18 protein-coding genes are annotated in these 19,092 nt (G+C 57.7%); 10 read left to right on the top strand and 8 right to left on the bottom strand.

The window, feature by feature from the left end:
* Nucleotides 1–169: 169 nt before the first annotated feature.
* The 4 genes from hmeg3_RS20650 to hmeg3_RS20635 all read right to left on the bottom strand — a co-directional run bounded on the left by hmeg3_RS20650 (nt 170) and on the right by hmeg3_RS20635 (nt 3,049).
* The gene (locus hmeg3_RS20650) at nt 170–607 is read right to left on the bottom strand and encodes a DUF2325 domain-containing protein (protein ID WP_094565406.1); all 438 of its coding nucleotides are present in this window, start codon (nt 605–607) and stop codon (nt 170–172) included.
* Nucleotides 608–713: 106 nt separating this feature from the next.
* A complete protein-coding gene (locus hmeg3_RS20645) occupies nt 714–1,400 on the bottom strand; it encodes a YafY family protein (protein WP_094566482.1) in 687 nt (228 codons plus the stop codon).
* Between the two features lie 63 nt (nt 1,401–1,463).
* On the bottom strand, nt 1,464–1,844 hold the full coding sequence (locus hmeg3_RS20640) for a VOC family protein (RefSeq protein ID WP_094566481.1): 381 nt from the start codon (nt 1,842–1,844) through the stop codon (nt 1,464–1,466).
* A gap of 215 nt (nt 1,845–2,059) precedes the next feature.
* Nucleotides 2,060–3,049 (bottom strand): bile acid:sodium symporter family protein, encoded by a 990-nt coding sequence (locus hmeg3_RS20635; RefSeq protein ID WP_094565405.1) that lies wholly within the window; start codon nt 3,047–3,049, stop codon nt 2,060–2,062.
* 159 nt (nt 3,050–3,208) lie between these two features.
* Here hmeg3_RS20635 and hmeg3_RS20630 point away from each other — a divergent pair, with 159 nt between their 5' ends.
* Nucleotides 3,209–4,066, top strand: a complete 858-nt coding sequence (locus hmeg3_RS20630; protein ID WP_094565404.1) for a LysR family transcriptional regulator — start codon at nt 3,209–3,211, stop codon at nt 4,064–4,066.
* 43 nt (nt 4,067–4,109) lie between these two features.
* A complete protein-coding gene (locus tag hmeg3_RS20625; protein ID WP_094565403.1) occupies nt 4,110–4,565 on the top strand; it encodes a PaaI family thioesterase in 456 nt (151 codons plus the stop codon).
* Between the two features lie 38 nt (nt 4,566–4,603).
* On the opposite strand, the gene hmeg3_RS20620 is transcribed toward hmeg3_RS20625, so the two are convergent.
* On the bottom strand, nt 4,604–5,008 hold the full coding sequence (locus hmeg3_RS20620) for a hypothetical protein (protein ID WP_094565402.1): 405 nt from the start codon (nt 5,006–5,008) through the stop codon (nt 4,604–4,606).
* Nucleotides 5,009–5,016: 8 nt separating this feature from the next.
* On the bottom strand, nt 5,017–6,645 hold the full coding sequence (locus tag hmeg3_RS20615; RefSeq protein WP_094565401.1) for a DUF342 domain-containing protein: 1,629 nt from the start codon (nt 6,643–6,645) through the stop codon (nt 5,017–5,019).
* Nucleotides 6,646–6,788: 143 nt separating this feature from the next.
* Here hmeg3_RS20615 and hmeg3_RS20610 point away from each other — a divergent pair, with 143 nt between their 5' ends.
* From hmeg3_RS20610 to hmeg3_RS20600, 3 genes are all read left to right on the top strand, one after another.
* Nucleotides 6,789–7,682 carry a cation diffusion facilitator family transporter gene (locus tag hmeg3_RS20610; protein ID WP_094565400.1) on the top strand — a complete coding sequence of 298 codons (894 nt, stop codon included), beginning with the start codon at nt 6,789–6,791 and terminating at the stop codon, nt 7,680–7,682.
* A gap of 308 nt (nt 7,683–7,990) precedes the next feature.
* Entirely contained in the window at nt 7,991–8,851 is an 861-nt protein-coding gene (locus hmeg3_RS20605) for a hypothetical protein (protein WP_094565399.1), read from the top strand.
* 294 nt (nt 8,852–9,145) lie between these two features.
* Nucleotides 9,146–10,159 carry an IS110 family transposase gene (locus hmeg3_RS20600; RefSeq protein WP_094562293.1) on the top strand — a complete coding sequence of 338 codons (1,014 nt, stop codon included), beginning with the start codon at nt 9,146–9,148 and terminating at the stop codon, nt 10,157–10,159.
* A 416-nt stretch (nt 10,160–10,575) separates the two neighbouring features.
* On the opposite strand, the gene hmeg3_RS20595 is transcribed toward hmeg3_RS20600, so the two are convergent.
* Entirely contained in the window at nt 10,576–11,517 is a 942-nt protein-coding gene (locus hmeg3_RS20595) for a LysR family transcriptional regulator (protein WP_094565398.1), read from the bottom strand.
* Between the two features lie 123 nt (nt 11,518–11,640).
* Between hmeg3_RS20595 and hmeg3_RS20590 the strand changes: the two genes are divergently transcribed.
* From hmeg3_RS20590 to hmeg3_RS20570, 5 genes are all read left to right on the top strand, one after another.
* Nucleotides 11,641–12,492 carry an aldo/keto reductase gene (locus tag hmeg3_RS20590; RefSeq protein WP_094565397.1) on the top strand — a complete coding sequence of 284 codons (852 nt, stop codon included), beginning with the start codon at nt 11,641–11,643 and terminating at the stop codon, nt 12,490–12,492.
* An 8-nt stretch (nt 12,493–12,500) separates the two neighbouring features.
* Nucleotides 12,501–13,931: an MFS transporter gene (locus tag hmeg3_RS20585; RefSeq protein ID WP_094565396.1), complete on the top strand. Its 1,431-nt coding sequence runs from the start codon at nt 12,501–12,503 to the stop codon at nt 13,929–13,931.
* Nucleotides 13,928–15,112 (top strand): carboxymuconolactone decarboxylase family protein, encoded by a 1,185-nt coding sequence (locus hmeg3_RS20580; RefSeq protein ID WP_094565395.1) that lies wholly within the window; start codon nt 13,928–13,930, stop codon nt 15,110–15,112. The genes hmeg3_RS20585 and hmeg3_RS20580 overlap by 4 nt, the downstream gene beginning before the upstream one ends.
* A gap of 2 nt (nt 15,113–15,114) precedes the next feature.
* Nucleotides 15,115–16,200 carry an alpha/beta fold hydrolase gene (locus hmeg3_RS20575; RefSeq protein ID WP_198361730.1) on the top strand — a complete coding sequence of 362 codons (1,086 nt, stop codon included), beginning with the start codon at nt 15,115–15,117 and terminating at the stop codon, nt 16,198–16,200.
* A gap of 145 nt (nt 16,201–16,345) precedes the next feature.
* The gene (locus hmeg3_RS20570; protein ID WP_198361898.1) at nt 16,346–17,356 is read left to right on the top strand and encodes an alpha/beta hydrolase; all 1,011 of its coding nucleotides are present in this window, start codon (nt 16,346–16,348) and stop codon (nt 17,354–17,356) included.
* A 525-nt stretch (nt 17,357–17,881) separates the two neighbouring features.
* Here hmeg3_RS20570 and hmeg3_RS20565 read toward each other — a convergent pair.
* Nucleotides 17,882–19,084 carry an ammonium transporter gene (locus hmeg3_RS20565; protein WP_094565393.1) on the bottom strand — a complete coding sequence of 401 codons (1,203 nt, stop codon included), beginning with the start codon at nt 19,082–19,084 and terminating at the stop codon, nt 17,882–17,884.
* Between the last annotated feature and the right edge of the window lie 8 nt (nt 19,085–19,092).

Genomic DNA, 19,092 nt, shown 5'->3' with positions numbered 1-19,092 from the left:
TGAATGGTGCGATGCGCAGATTGTAGGGGGCTTTTCCTTTTTTTGCTAATCCAAGGCTGCGGTGCGGGCCGTCTGGCGTTGTTGCAGCTCCTTGCCGTACCTTCGCACTGTCTTCGTCGCTGCGCCTGGCCAGCGAACGTCCAGCGCAGCCTTACAGCGGATGAGTGCTTTAAGCGTGCCGTCCCGATTTGAGGACGGTTTCTCCACGTTGTGAAGATGTTAACTTGCCGCTGAGGCTGCCCAGGCCGTCGATGAAGGAGGCGATGCCGGTGCCTTTGACCATGACGCAGGGTTTGCCCATTTTTTTACAGAGTTGTTTGACCAGATGGTAGGCGTTGTGGCTGATATTGCCCGAGGCGCAGACCACCATGTCGGCGCCGTTGAGCATCGGCTGCAAGCGGTGCAGACTGTCCTCGCGGCCGCCGTCGTGATGGATGAAGCGGCCCTGGCGTTCTTCGATGGCGTGGCGGTAGTGGTTGCGTGCGCCGGTCAGGCCGCCGACGCAAAGGACACATCGATCAGCCAGGCTGAAGCCGGAGACATTGATGGCGGCAGGGACAGTGGATGCTGCGGGGGCGTAGCTGTTCTTGTTCGTCGCGCGATGCATGGAGACCTCGGTTGTCGTGGGCGCGCCTCGGGGGAGACGTGTCCACAGACTAAACCTTTCATTCACGCGCGCGAACGAAGATATTGGCATCTGGATATGCGGATTTCTAATACTGCGTTTTTTTCACTGCCCGCACAAAGTCGGCAAGACGGCGGCCGGTCTGGTCGGGATAGTTCTCGGCATCGATCATCTGGTCGACGCGATCGAGACGGAACGAGCGAAAGTCACTGCGCGTCTCGCACCACGCGGCAATCGACCAGCCGCCACCCCAGAAATACAAAGCCAGCGGCCAGATCACGCGCTGCGTCGCCTGGCCGCGCGCGTCGACGTAATCGAGCCGCAGCTTGCAACGGCGGCCGATGGCCTGACGGATTTCTTCCAGGCGTTCGCCATGTGCGGCTTCGATATGGAAGCTGGGTGCAAACAGGGCCGTGTTCTCGACGAAGTCGCGTTTGTCCTTGGGCAGCGCCAGCACGATCTTGGCCAGCGACGCCGCAGCCGAGGCAGCCAGTTGCGGACCACCCCAGGCCTGCACCATGCGCATGCCAATCACCAGCGCGTCGATTTCGTCAGGAGAGAACATGAGCGGAGGCAGATCGAAAGCCGATTTGTTGATGCGATAGCCGACTCCCGCTTCACCCTCTACCGGCACGCCCGACAGCGACAGATCACGTACGTCGCGATAGATGGTGCGTTCGGACACCGACAGCCATTCGGCCAGCTGGCGCGCCGTAGTAAGACGGCGTCCGCGCAGGTATTGGGTGATCTGAAACAGGCGGTCGGCTCGGCGCATGGGTTCTGCCAGAAAGGAATAGGGTGCCATTCTGGCATGACTCGGGCGCACTGCTTAATTCATTTACTGCATCGCATGCAAGGCGACCCGGTTGCCTTCGGTGTCGATGAAGCGGGCGATGTAACCGAGCTGATTCGGCAATTCCAGTTTGTCCAGCACGATCTTGCCGCCGGCCGGCACGATGCGGTCGATGGCATTCTGAATCGAGGGGCCGGCGTAGAGATACACGAGCACGCCGTCGCTGGTGGGTTTGGCGGCGTCGGAGATGAGCAGGCAACCGGCAGATTGACCCGCAGCATTGTTGAAGATCGCCATCGAGGGTTCACTCGCAGCGGGGCCGACGCAAGTAATGTTGAGCTTTGCTGCCAGCACGGTTTCGTAGAATTTGGCGGCGCGCGGCAGATCGGTGACCGGGATTTCGAACCAGTTGATTTGGGTAGTCATGATGTTTTCCTTGTTGTCTTGGTTGGTATGCCGGTTGGCATGGAAGACATCATGATCCAGTGCTACTGACACCATTGTGTCAGTAGCCTTTCCTTGCTTGCCGCAAGCGCGATCTGGCGGCGTTGCTTCTCCTTGCCGTACTAGCGTACTGTCTGCGTCGGCGCGCCTTGCCAGCTCACGCTTGCAGCAAGCAAGGCGGATGAGAACGAAAAAAATTAAACGACTACGCTGGCGTCGGCGGTTTCTTTAGTGTCAGTACGCTCCGCATAGCGGCGTGCCAGCACTGCGCACAGCATCAGTTGCATCTGGTGGAATACCATGATCGGCAGCAGCACGATGCCCACGCCGGTACTGCTGAACAGCACCGATGCCATCGGGATGCCCGAGGCCAGCGATTTCTTGGAGCCACAGAACACCAGCACGATTTCATCTTCGCGCGAGAAGCCCAGTGCGCGGCTGCCGAAAGTGGTCAGCACCAGCACGCCGCCCAACAGGATCGCATTGACCAGCACCAGCAGGGCAAGTTGTTGCGGCGGGAACAAATGCCACACGCCTTGCACCACCGCGGCACTGAACGCCGCATACACCGCCAGCAGGATGCCGCCGCGATCAACGACGGCCAGCAGGCTCTTCTTGCGCAAGACCCAATCGCCGATCCATGGGCGCAACACGTTGCCGAGCACGAAAGGCAGCAGCAGTTGCAGCAGAATGCCGGTGACTTGCTCGATACCGCCGCCGTCATGATGGCGATGCAGCAGCAAGGTCACCAGAATTGGTGTGAAGACGATGCCAAGAAGGTTCGATGCGGTAGCGCCGCAGATGGCTGCCGGTACATTGCCGCGTGCAATGGAGGTGAACGCGATCGACGATTGCACCGTCGACGACAAGGTACAGACGAACAGCACGCCCAGCCACAGATCCGGCGTCAGCAGACCCGGAAACAAGGCTTGCAGCGCCAGCCCCAGCAGCGGAAAGAGAATGAAGGTGCTGGCCAGTGTCAGCAGATGCAGGCGCGGCTGTTTGAAGCCGGAAAGCGCCGCTTCGCGTGACAGACGCGCCCCGTGCAGAAAAAACAGCAGCGCGATGGCGGTATTGCTGGCCAGATGCATGAAGCTTTCGAAGGAACCGGTCGCCGGGAGTAAGGTAGCGAGCAACACTGTGCCGAGCAGCATCAGCGTGAAGGTATCTGGAAGGTAACGTTTCATGGCAGTAAGGATGGGATAGGAAAATAGCGGCGGGCGGGGTGAAAATGGCAATTCCGGCCCTTTGTCACATGATAGAAAAAACAGCTATCATCGGGAACCCCTTTGATCGCGTTGACTGCAATCGGATATGCCGATGACAGCTGACGTTCAGGAGCCTTTATGTTCAATCCCGTCTGGCTGAAGACTTTCAGCACCGTCGCCGCCTCCAGCAGCTTTACCGAAGCAGGGCGGCGGCTCGGCCTCACGCAATCGAGCGTGAGCGACCACATTCGCCGTCTGGAGGACAGCACCGGACGCCGTCTGTTCGTACGCGACACGCACTCGCTGGCACTGACTGCCGACGGCGAGAGCCTGCTGATTCACGCGCGCCTGATCCTGGAAGCCCATGCCCGCGCCGAGGCGCAGTTCAATGCACCGCGACTGCGCGGCCGGGTGCGCTTCGGCACCTCGGACGATCTGGCGATGGGGCCGTTGCCCGACATGCTGGCACTGTTCCGCAACAAGCATCCTGAAGTGGAATTGGAAATCACCATCGGCCTGACCGGCGAGCTTTACCAGCACTTGGACAACGGTGAGCTCGATTTGATCGTCGGCAAACGCCGTCCCGGCGAGCAGCGTGGGCAGGCCATGTTCCGCACGCCGCTGGTCTGGCTGGCACGGCCGGAAACGACGGTCGATCTCAACCAGCCATTGCCGCTGATTCTGCTGCCTGAGCCCAGCGTGACGCGCGCTACCATTCTCAACACCTTGGGGGCGTCAGGGCATCACTGGCGCATTGTCTGCACCAGCGGCAGCCACGCCGGCTGCATGGCTGCTGCGCGCGGTGGATTGGGGTTGACGATCTTGCCGCAGCATCTGGCAACGCGCGAGCTGACCTTGCCGCTGAATCACGCCAGCCTGCCGGTATTCCCCGACGTTGAATATGTCGCGCTGACGGCAAAGCGCCTGAGTCGTCCGGCCGACACACTGTTCCAGATCCTCATGGAGAGCGAACTGCACGCGCTGCCGGGTAAGTAGGGTCTGCGGTAAGATCTCTGAAAACAATGAAAAGGAGATCTGGATGACGGGCAAGAGCATGCAAGCAACGGATGCGCAATTCACCACGCGTGTGGAAGAAAGTTTTGCACGGCAGCGCGCCTTGCAAACCATTGGTGCGCAACTGCAAACGGTCACGCCGGGTTTGGTCGAAATCCGCCTGGATTTTCGTCCGGAGCTTGGGCAGCAAAACGGTTTTCTGCATGCCGGCATGAGCGCCACGATTGCCGATACGGCGGGCGGTTATGCCGCGATGAGTTTGTTCGGCGAGGGCGAAGATGTGCTGACGACGGAGTTCAAACTCAATCTGCTCGCGCCTGCGCAGGGCGAGTATTTCGTCGCACGCGGCAAAGTCATCAAGAGTGGGAGATCACTGAGCATTTGCCAGATTGAAGTGGCGGCGTTTCGTGGCGGTGTCGAATCCTTGTGCGCGTACGGCCTCATGACTGCCATGCGCATGCAGCCGCCGAAGTCGAAATAAAGTAAGCCGGAAGCAACTGCAGTGAAAGCAACCGCAAATTACCCAGGCAATGCGGCGTCCACAATCAGTTCAGGCTGGTTCAGCGCGCGGATGCGCCGATCCACAAAATAGCCGCCGGCTTCGGTGTAGCGCAAATAACAGCGGCCGCAAACCTCGCAGGCGGCGACATTGCAGCGGTTATAAGGAAAGTAGAGCGGCGCGATCGGCGCATCGGCCGATTCGTAGCGGGTGCCGCCGGGGTGATACTCGGCGAAGCCGGGTTCATCGTAAGGGTCGACGTACAGCGTGCCGATGTCCTTTAATTGCGATTCAGGGAAGGACAACGGTGTGCTGGTCCACGCAATGAGGGCCGGCTCAGTGCACGAGCAGTCGGCGGTCACTGCCGTGCTGCGTTGCGACAGTGCGCGCAAACGCTCGCTGTCGAGCAAGGGTAAATCGGCCATGAAGCTGCTTACTTTCCGCCGAAAGAAATTTTTCCGCCTTGCAGTTGCGCCGTACCGCCGCCAAGGTCGCTGAGGACTTGCCAGACCTGGCGACCGATGCGCATTTCCACGCCTTCATAGACGGTCTTGACGGCGACGATGCGGGCCGACTCTGCCGCGATCAGATCTTCTTTCATTTCAGTCTGCTCGGCGATCAGGTCTTTGACTTCCTGCGCCAGCAACTTGCGTTTTAGCTCAGCTTCTTCGCCGACGCCGTTCTTGGCTTTTTCAGGATTTTGCTTGTAGTGCGCGATCTGTTTGATGGTGCGGTCGAGTTCATCCAGCTTCTTCTGGAATTCCTGTTCCTTGGCGCGCAGCTTTTCTTCCAGATAGGGGTCGAGACCAACCTGAATTTTGGTGGTGGCGGCGCTCGGCGAACCGAATGCAACGGCCTTGACCATCATCGTGGCTTGGGCGCGGCCGCCAATGATCTGGCCCAGTTTTGGGTTGGTCTTGCCGACCAGAATTTCATTACCTGCCATCATTTCGCACTGGCGCGCGTTGCCGGCGATCATGATGTCCTGGCGTGCTTCAATCAGTGCGCTTTCCGCGAACAGGGCCTGCACGGAACCTTCCGCCTTGATGCGCGCGGCGATGGAGGTCGTCACGCCCGGTTGGGTTTCCGAGTGGCCGATGATGCCGCCCTTGACGAACACATTGCCGCCGGCAATGATCTCGGCCGCTTCCACTGTGCCGTGCACGAACACATCGCCGCTGACATGCAGACGCATGCCGGTTTTGACATCGCCCTTGATCTTGACCGTGCCGGAGAAGGTGACGTTGCCGGTGCTGAGATCGACGTCTTCGATTTCAACGATGGGGTTGATCTTTACGCCGTTGGTGATGAGCGACGGCTGACCTGCGATGGCGGCCACCAGCAGGTCGGGATTGTCTTCCTTGACTTCGGTGCCGACGCAATCCTTGTTGAAAGTGATTTCAGTGATCGGCTTGGCCAGAACGACCTGGCCTTTGAGGTTGACGCCGTTGACGCCTTCGACCGTCGGGATGCGACGCATCAACGGATCGCCGACATTGATGAGTAGCAGGTGGCCGAGGTCGGCGTAGCTGACGACCGCGTCTTCGTCGACTTCCGCGAGTTCTTCTTCTTTCTCTTCCAGCAGGCTTTCAAAGCGTGCTTGCTGGCCTTCGATTGGTTCGTCACCTTTGGCGATCAGTAATTTGGAACACTGTCCCGCGCTCAATGCGCCACGCAATTTTTCGTGCATGATGCCGTGCGTGATGCCGCGTGCGCGGATTTCGTTGACCACTTCCACCGCGCGTGCACGGCCACCTTGTGGCGGCACCAGCGTCAGGTAGGCGCCCATCAGGTCTTCGGAAATTTCGAGCAGGAACTCGCCGTCGCGCCGCTCGCCGATTTTTTGCGAGAACGGCTCCTTGGCGCTGGCGGCCTTGGCGGCAAAATCGCTGACCTGCGCGTCGTCGATATAGAGTTTGGTAAAGCCGCCGTCAGTGAGCGCTTGCTTCAGAATCACGAGATTGGGGACTTGCACACCCTCAATCGGGGTGAACACTGCGACCAGTTCTCCGCTGACTCTGTCGAAGTTGAACGACAGCGATTGCGGCCTTGTTTGTTCCATGATATCTCTCGGAAGTCCTTGTGCTTAGCTAATCGGCAAGAATTCCGGTTCCTTTAAATGTGATTTTGTTGTGTGGCAAGATCATCCTGTAAATTGCCGTTAAGTACAAGATCTGTTTAGGATACCCTCGCTGAATTGTCAACATGATAAGTATGGAAAAAAACGAATCCACCGCAGCAGACCAACGCTACGAGGCCGGACGCAAAAGCACGCTGGTCAGCATTGTCGTCAATCTGGTGCTGACCACGCTGCAGATCATTGTCGGGATATTTTCCGGTTCGCAGGCGCTGGTTGCCGACGGGGTTCATTCGCTGTCCGATCTGGTGGCGGATTTTGTCGTCTTGTTTGCTGCACGGCAAAGCCGCAGCCCGGCCGACGCAGATCATCAATATGGTCATCAGCGTTTTGAAACAGCCGCATCGCTGGCATTGGGCGGCACCTTGCTGGCGGTGGGTATCGGCATGCTGGTGTCGGCTTTTTTCAAACTGCAGACGCTCAATGCCCAGACTGTGCATCTGACAGCGTTGTGGGTGGCGCTGGCGACATTGGTGAGCAAGGAGATTCTCTTTCGTTACATGCTCGGCATCGCCGAGCGGGTGCGATCCAGCATGCTGGTCGCCAATGCCTGGCATGCGCGTTCGGACGCGGTATCGTCGCTGGTGGTGGCGTTGGGGATTGCCGGCAACTTGCTCGGCTTTCCGCTGTTGGATCCGATTGCAGCGTTGATCGTCGGCCTGATGATCGTGCGCACCGGCGCCGTGTTTTTCTGGCAAGCCCTCAACGACTTAATGGACAGGGCGGTATCGGAAGAAGAGTCGCAGGCCATACGTGAAACGCTGCTGGCAACACCCGGTGTCTTCGGCGTGCACGACCTGCGCACACGCAAGATGGGTGACATGACGATCGTCGATGTGCATCTCGAACTCGACGGCAACCAGACAGTCACCCAAGGCCACGCCATCGCCGCACTGGCACGCCAGCGTGTGATGGAGCAGCATCATGTACTGGACGTTATGACGCACGTTGATCCGGTGTAGCGAGACGATACGTTGCGATAAGTTTTCTTCAACGCAAAGCCCGGCCGATGCCGGGCTTTTTTCATGGCGAGAAGTTTTTCATTCGGCTTCGCCAACCTACGTGGGCGCAGGTCTGCGACCATATTTTCATAGGTGGCTTTGCTGCATATTCAGCCTTAGCAGATGTAAAGATTTCAGGAATTCTGACGATACTCTGACAGACCTGCGCAATAAATTTTTCTACAAAGCGATGGGCTGAATCTGCATCCCGGCGAGCCTCCCGACATGGCTGTGCATCTCCGATACGCTGCAGCAACCAGGAAAATAAAATGATCTCTGGACTCCCTGCCGGGCAGACGCCGCTGAACGATACGTCTCATCCATCGTCGAGCATCGTTGCGCAATCGGATACGCCGATCCCCTCCGTATCGACTCAGGACATCGACACCATCGTGCAGATTTCAACACAGGGACAACGGTTGGCGCAGCTTGATGCTGCCGTTGCGACGCTGAACAATCCCAAGGAATGGAAGCAGCAAAAAAAGCCCAAGACGCTGCTCGATTACATTGAAGAATCAGAGGTGCGCGGACGCGGCCCGCGCGCAGAGGAAGCCGAGCGCAGACGGCAGCAGCTCGGCAACTGGATGCCGATGATTGCTGCCGGCGACGACACTGGAATGAGCATCAATGTTCTGGCGAAAAGTCTGGCCGCTACGGCTGTTTCTGATGCGACCGATGCTGCCGACGTCGGCGGCGCTGCGCTTCCACTCCCTACCGTCTATGTGACCAGCGGCAAGCAGGGAGAAGCGCTTGTCACAACGACGCTGAAAAAGGACGCGACGGCCGGGGACAAGAAGTCAGGCTATCTGCTGATGCTGCAGCGTTTGTTGTCTGTGTCGGATCCCAACCTCCGGAATGCCTTGTATCGGAGTCAGGGCAATGATCTGCAAACGCAATTGCTGTTGGCCATGAGCGATGTCGTGGTAGGCACCGGCTTTATCAAGCGCCAACTCGAGATGCTGCACGTCGCGATACGTCGGCATCACTGTCATTGCAACTGTGTAGGCGTGGCGCATATCAACACGACGCAGATCAACGCGCGATTTCTCGACCGCAACGGCAACCCGGATTTGTCCAAGATGCTGGGCGCGGTGTTCGGCGAGCAGATCAAGGACGTGTCATCGGGGTGAGGTGTAGTCATACTGCCTACTGATAACGATAAATAAAGTCTGTCGGAGTCGTGCCTGTATTTCATTGATTTTAGGCACATAGATTATTAGAAATTTTCGAGTAAAGTCTGTCGTATAAGACCCCGTTTCAAGAGTAATGGCGTTCAGTTAAGGAAAAGCGCCGCTTCGAATTGCTTCGGAGCGGCGCTTTTTGTTGATTTGCGCCGAAAACTGATAATCATCTAGCCGTCCTCCCTCGGCAAGCGCCGAGCGTAAAGTCATGGTGCGAACCTCACTTTATTCAGGAGAACGGCGATGTTATTTTGTGGCATAGACCTTCATTCAAACAACTGTTTCGTCGTCATCAGCGATGATGACGATCGGGTCCTGTATTCCAGGCGCCTGCCGAATAATTTGGATCAGATCTGCGCAGCGCTGGATCCGTATCGAACGAACTTGTTCGGTGTGGTCGTAGAGTCGACTTACAACTGGTATTGGCTTGTAGATGGACTGATTGACGCAGGCTACCCACTGCACCTGGCCAACACTACCGCAATCAAGCAATACGATGGTCTCAAGCATCGTGGCGATGAATCAGATGCCCGCCATCTTGCGCATATTCTCCGACTGGGATTGCTGCCTGAAGGTCATATCATGCCTCAGGCTACGCGTGCAGTTCGTGACCTGGCGCGCAAGCGTATGCAACTGGTTCAGCAGCGTACGGCGCATATCGTATCGATCGAAACCTGTTTGGCGCAGCAAACCGGAGGACGTCTCTCCACGAACGACGTGAAGCAGCTAACCGATGCACAGGTAGACGCTATGTCATTTGGCGCGGCGGAGTCGATGGGACTCAAAGCAAATCTGGCGGTGATGCAGGCACTACAAACGCAAATAGATGCTATCGAGAAAGCTTTATCGACACACTGCCGCGGTAATCCTGGATATCGGCTCCTCAAAACTGTCTCTGGTATCGGGCCTATCCTTGCCACAGTCATTCTGCTCGAAACCGGCAGCATCGAACGATTTGCCGATGTTGGTAACTATGCGTCTTATTGCCGCTGTGTGGGTAGCGTCCATGTCTCCAACGGCAAAAAGAAAGGCGAAGGCAACACGAAGAACGGAAATCGCTACCTGGCCTGGGCATACGTTGAAGCTGCCAACTTTGCGATTCGTTACTGTGAGCCGGCGCGCAAATTCTATCAACGCAAGAAAGCCAAACGCAACAGCATCGTCGCCATTAAGGCAGTAGCGCACAAGCTGGCGCGCGCCTGCTTCCACATGTTAAAGACGGGAGAGCAGTTCTCGATTAAGCGCTGCTTTACGTAAGTTTGGCAACGGCCGGTAAGCCAGTAAGTGGGTTGGACTTCGAGCCATCAAAAACTGATTGGATGCCGCGCCGTTTGCCATTGTTGTTTGTTCCGAAGGAAATGAATCGTCCGACATGCGAGCCACAAGGGTCTGGAACTGCGATGCAGAAGCCATAGAACTGTCCCACAATTGGACGCAGGTCGGTACCGAGATGCTTCTGGGGCAGTTGGACTGCCAGGGCGAAGAGAGTAGTGATGCTTCCGCTTGATCCATATGGGTGACTGGTGCGATTCACGCAACCATACACTGAAGCAAAGGGCACGAAGTCAGCCAGCAGAACATGACAGCGATGGCTTGATGAAATTGAGATATCGCGAAAGATTGCGAGTGGTAAGTTCGTACCCTTGACAACGGACGGCTAATGGGTGACCCACTCACCTACTGGTCTGCAAATCTTTTTCAGTGAGCACGTACTCCGAGTTATCGTTGAGCCGTTGAACTGCAAGATCAATGAATGCCCGTGCGCGGGCCGGCTGCGAAGACCTACTGCCGAAATAGACGAAGTAGCTGGCATAGTCCGGCATGTGGTTGACAAGGATGGGAACTAGATGACCCGACCGGATGTAAGGGGCTGCCGTTACACCGGCCAGCTGGCCGATCACCTTGCCGGCCAAGACTGCTTGGAGCTCAAAGAGCTCATCGTTGCTGTAGAGCGCTGGTACGACCGGCTGGTCGACCATTTGGTCGCCAAGCTTTACACGCCAGGGAACCACCTTTCCCGTGCTCGGATGCCGATAGGCACTGCAGCGATGTGAAGCAAGGGCCGCCATGGAATCAGGTACTCCATTTTGTTCGAAGTACGCAGGTGAACCGCAGATGGGCATCTGTACCGGGAACAACCGCCGCGCGATGACTCCTTCATGGGGCGAAGGCCCGAGGCGAAAACCCACATCCACCCGATCCTCTACCCAGTTGCCAATCCGGTCATCCAGAAGTACGTCGGGCTGAATTCCAGGGTGCATGTCGCAAAATTCCTCGACCAAGCGCCAAAGAATAGGCTGGAACGTCGTTCGCGGTCCAGTGATGCGAAGGGGCCCGGCGAACTCGTCCTTCGCCGATTTTGCCGTTTGAAGCGCTCGCTGCATTCCCAGCACCGACGGCTGGACGTCTTCGAATAGCCGTTGCCCTGCATCGGTCAGCGACATCACTCGCGTGGTGCGATGGAACAAGCGTGCGTCCAGATGAGCCTCCAACTGGGCCAGCGCCTTACTTGCCGCCTGTGGACTGATGCCTAGCGCCAAAGCCGCTTTGCGAAGGCTGCCAAGCTCTGCCGCCTTGATGAAGGTCGTGATGGATCGGAGCTCGTTGATTGCCATGAGGCCCTCCTATAGCAACAATTATCATCAATTTTATGCCAATTCAGCAACCTGAATGTCACTATTCAGATGCCAGTGTGTCGCCTACACTTCTTTCATTGAATTTGAAATGAGGAGCGATTCATGCAACATGTTGTCCTGAACAATGGTCTTCACATGCCTATTGTTGGCTACGGTGTCTTCCAAATTGCTGACGCCAATGAATGTCAGCGTAGCGTCGTTGACGCCATCGAAACCGGTTACCGGTTGATTGATACCGCGGCTTCGTACATGAACGAAGAAGCCGTCGGCAAAGGACTCCGATCCAGCGGCGTCGCGCGCGACCAGTTGTTTGTCACCAGCAAGCTGTGGGTCCAGGAAACCGGTTACGAGCGCACGCAGCAGGCGATCGAGAAGTCTCTGCGGCGATTACAAGTCGATTACCTCGACCTTTATCTGATCCACCAGCCGTTCGGCGACGTCCATGGGGCGTGGCGCGCAATGGAGGATGCATACCGCGCCGGTAAGCTGCGCGCCATCGGCGTAAGTAATTTCCATCCGGACCGCTTGATGGACATCAAAGCGTTCAACGAAATTGCGCCGGCAGTCAACCAGGTCGAGATCAACCCGTTCCAGCAGCAGCTGGAAACGGCCCCATTCATGGCTGAAATCGGTGTGCAAGCTGAAGCGTGGGCGCCGTTCGCCGAAGGCCGCAATGGTCTCTTCGAGAACGAAGCGCTGACGGACATCGCTACACAACATGGAAAGTCGGTCGGTCAAGTGGTACTGCGCTGGCTCGTGCAACGAGGGATCGTCGCCCTTGCCAAGTCAGTGCGCAAGGAACGCATGGCCGAAAACATCGCCATCTTCGATTTCGAGCTCGACGATGCCGATATGACTCGCATCGCAACGCTCGACACCAACACAAGCAGCTTCTTCTCGCATCGCGATCCTTCCATTGTCAAATGGATGTCCGAGCGCAAGCTCGACATTTGAGTGACGCCATGAACATCGCCCCTCCAAGCTCGCCGGCCCGCCATGCGGGTGCAGTGCTGGCCATCATCGTCGCCAGCTACCTCATGATCGTGGTGGATATTTCCATCGTCATTACCGGCCTCCCGCGTATTCAAGACAGCCTGGGCTTTACGGCAGCTCAGTTGTCCTGGGTGACCAATGCTTATACCCTGACCTTTGGCGGCTTGCTGTTACTGGGCGCTCGCGCCGGCGACATCTTGGGGCGCCGGCGCATGTTCATTCTCGGACTGTCGCTGTTCACGATGGCTTCGGTCGCGATTGGCTGCGCGCCTTCCGTGACCTGGCTGCTGACCGCCCGAGCTATCCAGGGTGCCGGCGCCGCGGTGCTTGCGCCGTCGACGTTAGCTCTTCTTTCCACCCATTTCGCCGAGGGCCCCCAACGAACCCGCGCACTTTCTCTGTATGCGGCGGCTGCAGGGGTGGGCGCAACCTTGGGGTTGGTGCTGGGTGGATTTTTCGCGGATCTGGTTTCCTGGCGGGCTGGCTTCTTCATCAATCTTCCGATTGGCGTGTGCCTCATCATTGCTGCACGTCGCCACATTGACGAAACGCAAAAGCAACCCGGGAAGTTCGACGTGGGTGGCGCCATCAGCTCGACCATGGGAATGACAGCGTTGGTCTACAGCCTGGTGCGCGCAGCCGACGCCGGCTGGGGTGACGCCCTCGTGCAGACCGCTCTGATTGGCGCTGTACTGATGATCGTAGCTTTCGTCTTCATCGAACGCAACGTCAGCCATCCCATCCTGCCGCTGCGCTTGTTGACCAGCCGAGAACGGACTGGCGCATACATCGCCCGCATGCTTTTCCTTGGCGGTGCCGTGGGATTCTGGTTCTTCTCCACTCAGTTTTTACAGGGTGTACTCCATCTGCGGCCGATTCAAGCTGGATTGGCGTTTTTACCTGTTACGCTGCCCAACTTCGCGTCGGCGATGGCAGTGCCAAAACTGGGTCGCCGTTTCGGCAACGAGGCTTTGCTTATCGTTGGCCTGGTGCTCGGTGTGATTGGCCTCGCCTGGCTTGGTCAGGCTGATGCCGATTCCACCTACTGGGCCGGCGTCGCACTGCCCATGGTACTGATTGGCCTTGGTCAAGGCCTTTTGCTGGCCCCGCTGACTGCTGCAGGTGTGTCCGGCGTCACTCAGAAAGATGCCGGGGCGGCGTCGGGCCTGGTCAATGTAGCGCACCAGCTCGGCGGCGCCTTAGGGCTTGCTCTGCTTGTGCTTGTTTTTGCCAGCGCAGCCCCTGCAGGTACGCAAGATGTAGCGAGCCTCGCACACCGCATTTCGGTCGTTATGGATATTGCCGCGCTACTCCTCGTCCTGGCATTGCTCGTCTCCTGGTTTTTCATTGTCGTGCCGCACCGTAACCGGCAGGCTCAACAGCAAAAGGCTCTCTCATGAAATCACTCCTTTGCATCGCCCTGAGCGGAGCGGCAGCCGCTGCCGACGCGCAGTCCATTGGTACCACCGCGGTTGCTCCGGTTGTCGAGGTACGTTCGGCAGCGCTCCAGCCCGTTGCCACGGGAGCGGCCGACACCTTTACCGGCAGTGTGCGCATCAGCTCGCCCTTCCAGGCATTGGAGCCGGGCAAGGCTGCCGGTGCTACGGTGACCTTCGAGCCCCGCGCCAGAACGGCTTGGCACAGTCATCCTCTGGGCCAGACCCTGATCGTCACGGCTGGAGAGGGTCTGGTTCAACAAAAGGGGCAGCCGGCACGGGCGATCAGCCCCGGCGACGTTGTCACCATTCCCCCAAACGTGCTCCACTGGCATGGTGCCGGCCCCAACGGCTCAATGACGCATGTTGCTATCGCGGAAAAGGAAAACGGCATCTCGGTGACCTGGCAAGACAAGGTCACCGATCAAGAATATCTGGCCGCTGTGAGCAGTGCGGCCTCCGGTCCCACTGTAGGTGCCAAATCCCATGCGTACTCCTCATCCGAAACCTTGTCGCCCCGGCAGCGTGCTATTCCGCTCATTGCAGCCTTCGTGGCGAGCAGTGATATGCCCAGACTGAACTCCGCGCTAAATCAAGGGCTCGATGCCGGCTTGACCGTCAGCGAGACCAAGGAGATTTTGGTGCAGCTCTATGCCTACGCGGGCTTCCCAAGAAGTCTTAATGCACTCGGTGAACTGTTGAAGGTAGTCGAAGTACGCAAGCAGCGTGGGATCAAGGATGCTCAAGGGCGTGAGCCCAGCAGAAAGGTTGCCACAGGCGAGGAGCTGGTGACGGTGGGCAGAGCGAACCAGACGGAGATTTCCGGTGGACCGGTACAAGGAGCTGTGTTCGACTTCGCACCTCCCATCAATCAGTTCCTGCAGGCTCATCTGTTCGGCGACATTTTTGAGCGCGACAACCTCGATTGGCAGAGCCGCGAGCTGACGACCGTGGGCGCACTCGCAGCAACCCCGGGGGCGGGGGCGCAGTTGCGCTCCCACATGCGGGCAAGCCTGCGCGTGGGCTTGACCGTCGCGCAGTTGCGCCAGTTGACGCGAGCTCTGGCTGAGGAGACCAGCCCCGAAGTTGCCGCCCGTGCGAACGAAGCGCTCACACAAGTCCTGGCTGCTGTATCGAAAGGCTAAGCATGAACATCAATCGAACCCTGATGACTACCGTCATCGCCCTGACAACTTGCATCGCTGGCTGCGCGACCCAGCCCAGCGGTGCCGGAAACGCCTCTACTCCTCTGGTGATCCAAGCGCAAGGTAGCTTCGCTGTCGGAGGCGCCGTATTAAAGGCTCCTGGCAACTATGACAACAACAAACCGACAGCTGCCGGGCAGAGTTTCCATGGCGACCATTTGTACGCCTTCTATCAGGTGCCGCTGCACCCCAGGCCCTTGCCCATCGTCATGCTGCATGGAGCCTTCCAGTCGGCGCGCAGTTGGGAAACCACTTCGGACGGCCGGGAGGGCTTTCAGACTTTGTTCCTGCGCCGCGGCTTCCCAGTCTATGTGGTCGACCAACCGCGCCGTGGTCGTGCCGGCAATAGCACCGTTGCGGCATCAGTCGCTCCAGCACCGAACGACCAGCTGTTCTTTGACCAGTTTCGCATCGGAAAATGGCCGCGATACTTCGATAATGTGCAATTCGACCGCAAGCCGGAGACGCTGGACCAGTTCTTCCGCTCGGTTACGCCCAACACCGGCCCTTACGATGCCGACGTGATTTCGGACGCCATGGCAGCACTGTTCACGAAGACTGGACCGGCAATTCTCTTTACGCACTCGCAAGGTGGCGGCCCTGGCTGGCTAACAGCCATCAAGTCGCCCAACGTCAAGGCCATCATCGCATTCGAGCCTGGCAGCGGCTTCATCTTCCCACAAGGAGAACTTCCTCCTGTCATGCCCAGTGCAGCAGGTCCCCTGGCGCCGGAGCCCGTGTCGACAGAGGATTTCGAGAAGCTCACTCGAATCCCTGTCATCGTCTACTACGGCGACAACTTCCCGGCAGAGCCAACTGCCGAGCGGGGCCAGGACAACTGGCGCGTGCGACTTGCCATGGCCCGCATTTGGGTCGATGCCATCAACAAGCATGGCGGCGACGCCCGGTTGGTGCATCTTCCCGAGTTGGGCATTCGCGGAAACACGCACTTCATCATGTCCGACCTGAACAACGTGCAGATCGCTGACCTGGTGTCTTTCTTCCTCACCCAAAAGAAGCTCGATTGAGCTCTTACACCTGGCCGCTCTTTCGCGATCAAGGCCTCAGAAAATCGGATTCTATATGACCGACAACACTATCGACGTGAAGCGCCGTGAGTTCCTCGGAACTTCTACGCTCGCAATTTCTGCAATAACCCTTGGAGTGCCACTGATGACTCTCGCTACACCTGCCGCTGCGGCCGACTATAGAAAGAACCCTTTTACATTGGTGTATGGTGATGCGATCACCGCCAATGTGCCGGGCGCAGTCAACATCCATCCCGTGAAGTACAAGCTCAACGACCTGGACGTCGTAGCCAACGTGTACACGCCGGCGAACTTCGACCCAGCGAAGAAGTATCCCGCGGTCGTCGTCGCTCATCCCAATGGCGGGGTAAAGGAACAAACCGCCGGCCTGTACGCGCAGCGCCTGGCTGAACTTGGCTACGTCGCTATTGCAGCCGATGCGGCTTTCCAGGGAGGCAGTGGCGGACTGCCGCGCTCCGTGGACACACCCACGAACCGCATCGAGGACATTCACGGCATGGCAGACTTCATCACCACGTATGCTGGCGTGGACGCCGAGCGCCTTGGGTTGCTCGGCATCTGTGGGGGCGGAGGCTATTCGCTGGCTGCGGCCAAAACCGATAAGCGCTTCAAGGCGGTGGCAACTCTGAGCATGTTTAATTCCGGTCGCGTCCGACGCAACGGATTCGCAGACTCGCAGCTCACTACGATCCAGCAGCGTCTGCGGCAAGCCTCGGATGCAAGGGCTCAGCAGATGGCCGGCGGCAAGATTCTCTATTCCGGTGATGCGGATATGACAGACGCGCAAATAGCAGCGTTACCGTTCGAGATGTATCGGCAGGGCTATGAATACTACTGGCGCACTCACGCACATCCCAATTCGACCTTTAAGTACACAACGAGCAGCCTGATTGACTTGATGCGATGGGATGCCACGGACCAGATTGCGCTGATCGAACAGCCCCTACTGATGATGGCCGGCAGCAAGGCCGACAGCCTCTACATGACGGAGGAGGCGTTCTCCAAAGCGACTGGTGCCAAGGACAAGGAACTATTCAAGATCGAAGGCGCCACTCACATCGAGACCTACTGGGTGCCCAAGTACGTGGAGACTGCAGTAGCCAAACTTACGCCGTTCTACGGCAAGAACCTATGAAGTCTTGGTAAGGAACTCAGGGGCAGAAGCGCGTAAAGAGCCCGATTTGGGATCCAGTGACATCCACCGCAGCCCCACTTACGATGAATTGTCAAAAGGGAGGCTTGTCAGGCTCTTAGCTTCTTGCTCGACTATCCATTTTGATTTTTGGTTAGCTTGTTATCTCTTAAGGATTCAATTGGCACGCAGGGGCATCCATTACCTCATTATGCTTTTATATACAAAATAACATCTTAAAAAAGCCTTTCGTTCCTTCCACGCCAAAATTCAGTTTATTTATTACATTGCTTCGATTAGCAAATATTTCGGCATGTCCGAGAAGCTGTTTTACCATCTCACCCATTGGCGACTTCCGTTACAATCGCGCTCCGCTAATATTAAAAAAAGCCACCTTTGAGGTGGCTTTTGTCATTGGCGAAAGTCTGTTTAAGACAGTGTTTTCCATACAATATTAAGGTTCTCGACAGACTTTATTGAGCTCGACGGACTTTATTTCCGAATTACAGACTTTATTTTTAATTATCACTACCAGCTCGTTTCCCGCTCCGCCGTAGACGAAATCTTATGGATCGACAGATCCGCGCCTTCGAATTCCTGTTCCGGATCGAGGCGGATGCCGATGGCTTTCTTGAGCAGGCCGTAGACGATCCAGCCGCCGATGGCGGCGATGGCAATGCCCAGCACGGTGCCGCACAGCTGCGCCATGAAGGATACGCCGCCGATGCCGCCGAGTGCCTTCAGGCCGAAGATGCCGGCAGCCAGTCCACCCCATGCACCGCACAGGCCGTGCAGCGGCCAGACGCCCAGGACGTCGTCGATCTTCCACTTGTTTTGCGTGCGGGTGAACATCCACACGAAGATCGCACCCGCGATGCCGCCGGTGACCAGCGCGCCGAGCGGATGCATCAGGTCGGAGCCTGCGCACACGGCGACCAGTCCGGCCAGCGGCCCGTTGTAGACGAAGCCGGGGTCGTTCTTGCCCATGATCAGCGCGACCAGCGTGCCGCCGGCCATGGCCATGAGTGAGTTCAGGGCGACCAGGCCGTTCATCTTGTCGAGGGTTTGTGCGCTCATGACGTTGAAGCCGAACCAGCCGACCGTGAGGATCCAGGCACCGAGTGCGAGGAATGGGATGTTGGATGGCGGATGCGCGGCGACGGCGCCCTCCTTGGTATAGCGCCCGCGTCGTGCGCCCAGCAGCAGCACCGCAGGCAAGGCGATCCAGCCACCGACCGCGTGGACCACGATGGAGCCGGCGAAGTCGTGAAATTCTGCACCGAAGACGTTCTTGATCCACGCCTGCACGCCGAAGTGCTGGTTCCAGGCGATGCCTTCGAAGAAGGGGTACACCAGACCAACCAGCACAGCGGTGGCAATCAGTTGCGGATGGAATTTGGAGCGTTCGGCGATACCGCCCGAAATGATGGCGGGAATCGCGGCCGCAAAAGTCAGCAGGAAAAAGAACTTGACCAGCTCAAAGCCGCTGCGCGCGGCCAGCGTTTCCGCACCGCTGAAAAAGCTGACGCCATAAGCAACGTAGTAGCCGACGAAAAAGTAGGCGATGGTCGATACCGCAAAATCGGCAAGTATCTTGACCAGCGCGTTGACTTGGTTTTTGCGGCGCACCGTTCCCAGTTCCAGGAAAGCGAAGCCGGCATGCATCGCCAGGATCATGATTGCGCCGAGCAAAATGAAGAGTGCATCGGCACCATTTTTGTGATCGTCCACAGAAAAAT

Source organism: Herbaspirillum sp. meg3, from assembly GCF_002257565.1.
In the GTDB taxonomy this organism is placed as follows: Bacteria; Pseudomonadota; Gammaproteobacteria; order Burkholderiales; family Burkholderiaceae_D; genus Herbaspirillum.
This window is presented reverse-complemented; position numbering and strand designations above follow the sequence as displayed.